The organism is Streptomyces sp. NPDC051822, assembly GCF_044452745.1.
Classification (GTDB): domain Bacteria; phylum Actinomycetota; class Actinomycetes; order Streptomycetales; family Streptomycetaceae; genus Streptomyces.
Window position 1 is genome coordinate 1 of the sequence record NZ_JBITBZ010000028.1, and the last position, 5,678, is coordinate 5,678.

A 5,678-nucleotide genomic window follows, 5' to 3' on the forward strand; every position below is an offset into this window, starting at 1 on the left:
GATTCACTTCACACCGCGGCCGGGAAGAAAGAGAAAAAATCCTGAAAATTAGGGTTGACTCTGAAAGAGGAAAGCGTAATATACGCCACCTCGAGTTAGCAAGCGAAAGCGCCTAACTCACTGCTCTTTAACAATTTATCAGACAATCTGTGTGGGCACTCCACAAGACGATATCCAGCATCTTCGGATGCAAAAAAATATCAAGTCTTGAAGAGTGACTAACTGAAGTAAAATTCATGCAGTAAATCTTTGAGCATCGCTTCTCGAGTGGAAGCAAATCAAGCTTTTAATTGAAGAGTTTGATCATGGCTCAGATTGAACGCTGGCGGCAGGCTTAACACATGCAAGTCGAGCGGTAGCACAGGGGAGCTTGCTCCCTGGGTGACGAGCGGCGGACGGGTGAGTAATGTCTGGGAAACTGCCTGATGGAGGGGGATAACTACTGGAAACGGTAGCTAATACCGCATAACGTCGCAAGACCAAAGAGGGGGACCTTCGGGCCTCTTGCCATCAGATGTGCCCAGATGGGATTAGCTAGTAGGTGGGGTAATGGCTCACCTAGGCGACGATCCCTAGCTGGTCTGAGAGGATGACCAGCCACACTGGAACTGAGACACGGTCCAGACTCCTACGGGAGGCAGCAGTGGGGAATATTGCACAATGGGCGCAAGCCTGATGCAGCCATGCCGCGTGTGTGAAGAAGGCCTTCGGGTTGTAAAGCACTTTCAGCGAGGAGGAAGGTGGTGAACTTAATACGTTCATCAATTGACGTTACTCGCAGAAGAAGCACCGGCTAACTCCGTGCCAGCAGCCGCGGTAATACGGAGGGTGCAAGCGTTAATCGGAATTACTGGGCGTAAAGCGCACGCAGGCGGTTTGTTAAGTCAGATGTGAAATCCCCGGGCTCAACCTGGGAACTGCATTTGAAACTGGCAAGCTAGAGTCTCGTAGAGGGGGGTAGAATTCCAGGTGTAGCGGTGAAATGCGTAGAGATCTGGAGGAATACCGGTGGCGAAGGCGGCCCCCTGGACGAAGACTGACGCTCAGGTGCGAAAGCGTGGGGAGCAAACAGGATTAGATACCCTGGTAGTCCACGCTGTAAACGATGTCGATTTGGAGGTTGTGCCCTTGAGGCGTGGCTTCCGGAGCTAACGCGTTAAATCGACCGCCTGGGGAGTACGGCCGCAAGGTTAAAACTCAAATGAATTGACGGGGGCCCGCACAAGCGGTGGAGCATGTGGTTTAATTCGATGCAACGCGAAGAACCTTACCTACTCTTGACATCCAGAGAACTTAGCAGAGATGCTTTGGTGCCTTCGGGAACTCTGAGACAGGTGCTGCATGGCTGTCGTCAGCTCGTGTTGTGAAATGTTGGGTTAAGTCCCGCAACGAGCGCAACCCTTATCCTTTGTTGCCAGCGGTTCGGCCGGGAACTCAAAGGAGACTGCCAGTGATAAACTGGAGGAAGGTGGGGATGACGTCAAGTCATCATGGCCCTTACGAGTAGGGCTACACACGTGCTACAATGGCATATACAAAGAGAAGCGACCTCGCGAGAGCAAGCGGACCTCATAAAGTATGTCGTAGTCCGGATTGGAGTCTGCAACTCGACTCCATGAAGTCGGAATCGCTAGTAATCGTAGATCAGAATGCTACGGTGAATACGTTCCCGGGCCTTGTACACACCGCCCGTCACACCATGGGAGTGGGTTGCAAAAGAAGTAGGTAGCTTAACCTTCGGGAGGGCGCTTACCACTTTGTGATTCATGACTGGGGTGAAGTCGTAACAAGGTAACCGTAGGGGAACCTGCGGTTGGATCACCTCCTTACCTAAAGATATTGATTCGAGTGGCGTGCTCACACAGATTGTCTGATGAAAAAGTAATGAGCAAACAAAACCTTGTGGTATAGGTAAGTGCCGGGAGATTTGTGACTGTCCAGTGCAGTGACAAACGACAATGGCGCTCGATTTTTCACGAAAAATCTCACCTTTACCCGAAATTATCGAATCGGTGATTCGATAAGCCAATTTCGTGTCCCCATCGTCTAGAGGCCTAGGACACTGCCCTTTCACGGCTGTAACAGGGGTTCGAATCCCCTTGGGGACGCCATTCCGATAATGAGTGAAAGACATTATCACCGGTTAGCGATAACCGAAAAAATCTTAAAGATGACTTGCGAGTCATGTTTAAGATATTGCTCTTTAACAATCTGGAACAAGCTGAAAATTGAAACATGACGGCTGAAATTTATCCCTCCGTAGATGTACTGGGATGAAGAGTAACCTGTCATAGAGTCTCTCAAATGTTTGCAGCACGAACGATGGAAACATCTTCGGGTTGTGAGGTTAAGTGACTAAGCGTACACGGTGGATGCCTAGGCAGTCAGAGGCGATGAAGGGCGTGCTAATCTGCGAAAAGCGTCGGTAAGGTGATATGAACCGTTATAACCGGCGATACCCGAATGGGGAAACCCAGTGTGTTTCGACACACTATCATGTCATGAATACATAGTGGCATGAGGCGAACCGGGGGAACTGAAACATCTAAGTACCCCGAGGAAAAGAAATCAACCGAGATTCCCCCAGTAGCGGCGAGCGAACGGGGAGGAGCCCAGAACCTGAATCGGCTTGTGTGTTAGTGGAAGCGTCTGGAAAGTCGCGCAGCAAAGGGTGATAGCCCCGTACACTAAAATGCACAGGTCGTGAGTTCGATGAGTAGGGCGGGACACGTGACATCCTGTCTGAATATGGGGGGACCATCCTCCAAGGCTAAATACTCCTGACTGACCGATAGTGAACCAGTACCGTGAGGGAAAGGCGAAAAGAACCCCGGCGAGGGGAGTGAAATAGAACCTGAAACCGTGTACGTACAAGCAGTGGGAGCACCTTCGTGGTGTGACTGCGTACCTTTTGTATAATGGGTCAGCGACTTATATTTTGTAGCAAGGTTAACCGTATAGGGGAGCCGTAGGGAAACCGAGTCTTAACTGGGCGATTAGTTGCAAGGTATAGACCCGAAACCCGGTGATCTAGCCATGGGCAGGTTGAAGGTTGGGTAACACTAACTGGAGGACCGAACCGACTAATGTTGAAAAATTAGCGGATGACTTGTGGCTGGGGGTGAAAGGCCAATCAAACCGGGAGATAGCTGGTTCTCCCCGAAAGCTATTTAGGTAGCGCCTCGTGAACTCATCTTCGGGGGTAGAGCACTGTTTCGGCTAGGGGGCCATCCCGGCTTACCAAACCGATGCAAACTCCGAATACCGAAGAATGTTATCACGGGAGACACACGGCGGGTGCTAACGTCCGTCGTGAAGAGGGAAACAACCCAGACCGCCAGCTAAGGTCCCAAAGTCATGGTTAAGTGGGAAACGATGTGGGAAGGCATAGACAGCCAGGATGTTGGCTTAGAAGCAGCCATCATTTAAAGAAAGCGTAATAGCTCACTGGTCGAGTCGGCCTGCGCGGAAGATGTAACGGGGCTAAACCATGCACCGAAGCTGCGGCAGCGACGCTTAGGCGTTGTTGGGTAGGGGAGCGTTCTGTAAGCCGTTGAAGGTGGCCTGTGAGGGTTGCTGGAGGTATCAGAAGTGCGAATGCTGACATAAGTAACGATAAAGCGGGTGAAAAGCCCGCTCGCCGGAAGACCAAGGGTTCCTGTCCAACGTTAATCGGGGCAGGGTGAGTCGACCCCTAAGGCGAGGCTGAAAAGCGTAGTCGATGGGAAACAGGTTAATATTCCTGTACTTGGTGTTACTGCGAAGGGGGGACGGAGAAGGCTAGGCTAGCCGGGCGACGGTTGTCCCGGTTTAAGCGTGTAGGGGGTGTGACCTGGTAAATCCGGTTGCATACTAACCCTGAGGCGTGATGACGATGCACTACGGTGCAGAAGTAGTTGATGCCCTGCTTCCAGGAAAATCCTCTAAGCATCAGGTAACATTAAATCGTACCCCAAACCGACACAGGTGGTCAGGTAGAGAATACCAAGGCGCTTGAGAGAACTCGGGTGAAGGAACTAGGCAAAATGGTGCCGTAACTTCGGGAGAAGGCACGCTGGCATGTAGGTGAAGTCCCTCGCGGATGGAGCTGAAGCCAGTCGAAGATACCAGCTGGCTGCAACTGTTTAATAAAAACACAGCACTGTGCAAACACGAAAGTGGACGTATACGGTGTGACGCCTGCCCGGTGCTGGAAGGTTAATTGATGGGGTCAGCCGCAAGGCGAAGCTCTTGATCGAAGCCCCAGTAAACGGCGGCCGTAACTATAACGGTCCTAAGGTAGCGAAATTCCTTGTCGGGTAAGTTCCGACCTGCACGAATGGCGTAATGATGGCCAGGCTGTCTCCACCCGAGACTCAGTGAAATTGAACTCGCTGTGAAGATGCAGTGTACCCGCGGCAAGACGGAAAGACCCCGTGAACCTTTACTATAGCTTGACACTGAACATTGAGCCTTGATGTGTAGGATAGGTGGGAGGCTTTGAAGCGTGGACGCCAGTCTGCGTGGAGCCATCCTTGAAATACCACCCTTTAATGTTTGATGTTCTAACTCGGCCCCATAATCTGGGGTGAGGACAGTGTCTGGTGGGTAGTTTGACTGGGGCGGTCTCCTCCCAAAGAGTAACGGAGGAGCACGAAGGTTAGCTAATCACGGTCGGACATCGTGAGGTTAGTGCAAAGGCATAAGCTAGCTTGACTGCGAGAGTGACGGCTCGAGCAGGTACGAAAGTAGGTCTTAGTGATCCGGTGGTTCTGAATGGAAGGGCCATCGCTCAACGGATAAAAGGTACTCCGGGGATAACAGGCTGATACCGCCCAAGAGTTCATATCGACGGCGGTGTTTGGCACCTCGATGTCGGCTCATCACATCCTGGGGCTGAAGTAGGTCCCAAGGGTATGGCTGTTCGCCATTTAAAGTGGTACGCGAGCTGGGTTTAGAACGTCGTGAGACAGTTCGGTCCCTATCTGCCGTGGGCGTTGGAAGATTGAGAGGGGTTGCTCCTAGTACGAGAGGACCGGAGTGAACGCACCACTGGTGTTCGGGTTGTCATGCCAATGGCATTGCCCGGTAGCTAAGTGCGGAAAAGATAAGCGCTGAAAGCATCTAAGCGCGAAACTTGCCTCAAGATGAGTCTTCCCTGGGCCTTTAAGGTCCCTGAAGGAACGTTTAAGACTAAGACGTTGATAGGCTGGGTGTGTAAGTGCAGCGATGCATTGAGCTAACCAGTACTAATGATCCGTGAGGCTTAACCTTACAACACCGAAGGTGTTTTTAGAGAGATTTTCAGCGAAGTTCCGAGATTGGTTCTGATGGCTTCATGGAAGTGAGGCGGTTGGAATGAAACAGAATTTGCCTGGCGGCAATAGCGCGGTGGTCCCACCTGACCCCATGCCGAACTCAGAAGTGAAACGCCGTAGCGCCGATGGTAGTGTGGGGTCTCCCCATGCGAGAGTAGGACACTGCCAGGCATCAAATAAACGTTATCAGTGTGACGACTGGTAATGCGCAAATCGCAAAGCGCGAATTTGCCGGCATCGAGAGATGCAACGTAAAAGAATCGGTGGAGCGGTAGTTCAGTTGGTTAGAATACCTGCCTGTCACGCAGGGGGTCGCGGGTTCGAGCCCCGTCCGTTCCGCCACTTATTTAATTATGCCTGCTTTATTAGCAGGCATAATGT

Annotated in this window: 2 tRNA genes and 3 rRNA genes; all 5 read left to right on the forward strand. The window is 51.6% G+C overall.

The annotated features are described in order from the left end of the window. Positions 1 to 287: 287 nt before the first annotated feature. Positions 288 to 1,829: ribosomal RNA gene (locus ACIA8N_RS36415) — 16S ribosomal RNA — on the forward strand. 206 nt (positions 1,830 to 2,035) lie between these two features. Next, positions 2,036 to 2,111, forward strand: a tRNA-Glu gene (locus ACIA8N_RS36420). Between the two features lie 234 nt (positions 2,112 to 2,345). Next, a 23S ribosomal RNA gene (locus ACIA8N_RS36425) occupies positions 2,346 to 5,253 on the forward strand. Positions 5,254 to 5,352: 99 nt separating this feature from the next. Further along, positions 5,353 to 5,468, forward strand: a 5S ribosomal RNA gene (gene rrf / locus ACIA8N_RS36430). Together the 16S, 23S and 5S rRNA genes with 2 tRNA genes alongside form the textbook arrangement of a ribosomal RNA operon. A 94-nt stretch (positions 5,469 to 5,562) precedes the next feature. Continuing rightward, positions 5,563 to 5,639: transfer RNA gene (locus tag ACIA8N_RS36435), tRNA-Asp, on the forward strand. Positions 5,640 to 5,678: the final 39 nt, after the last annotated feature.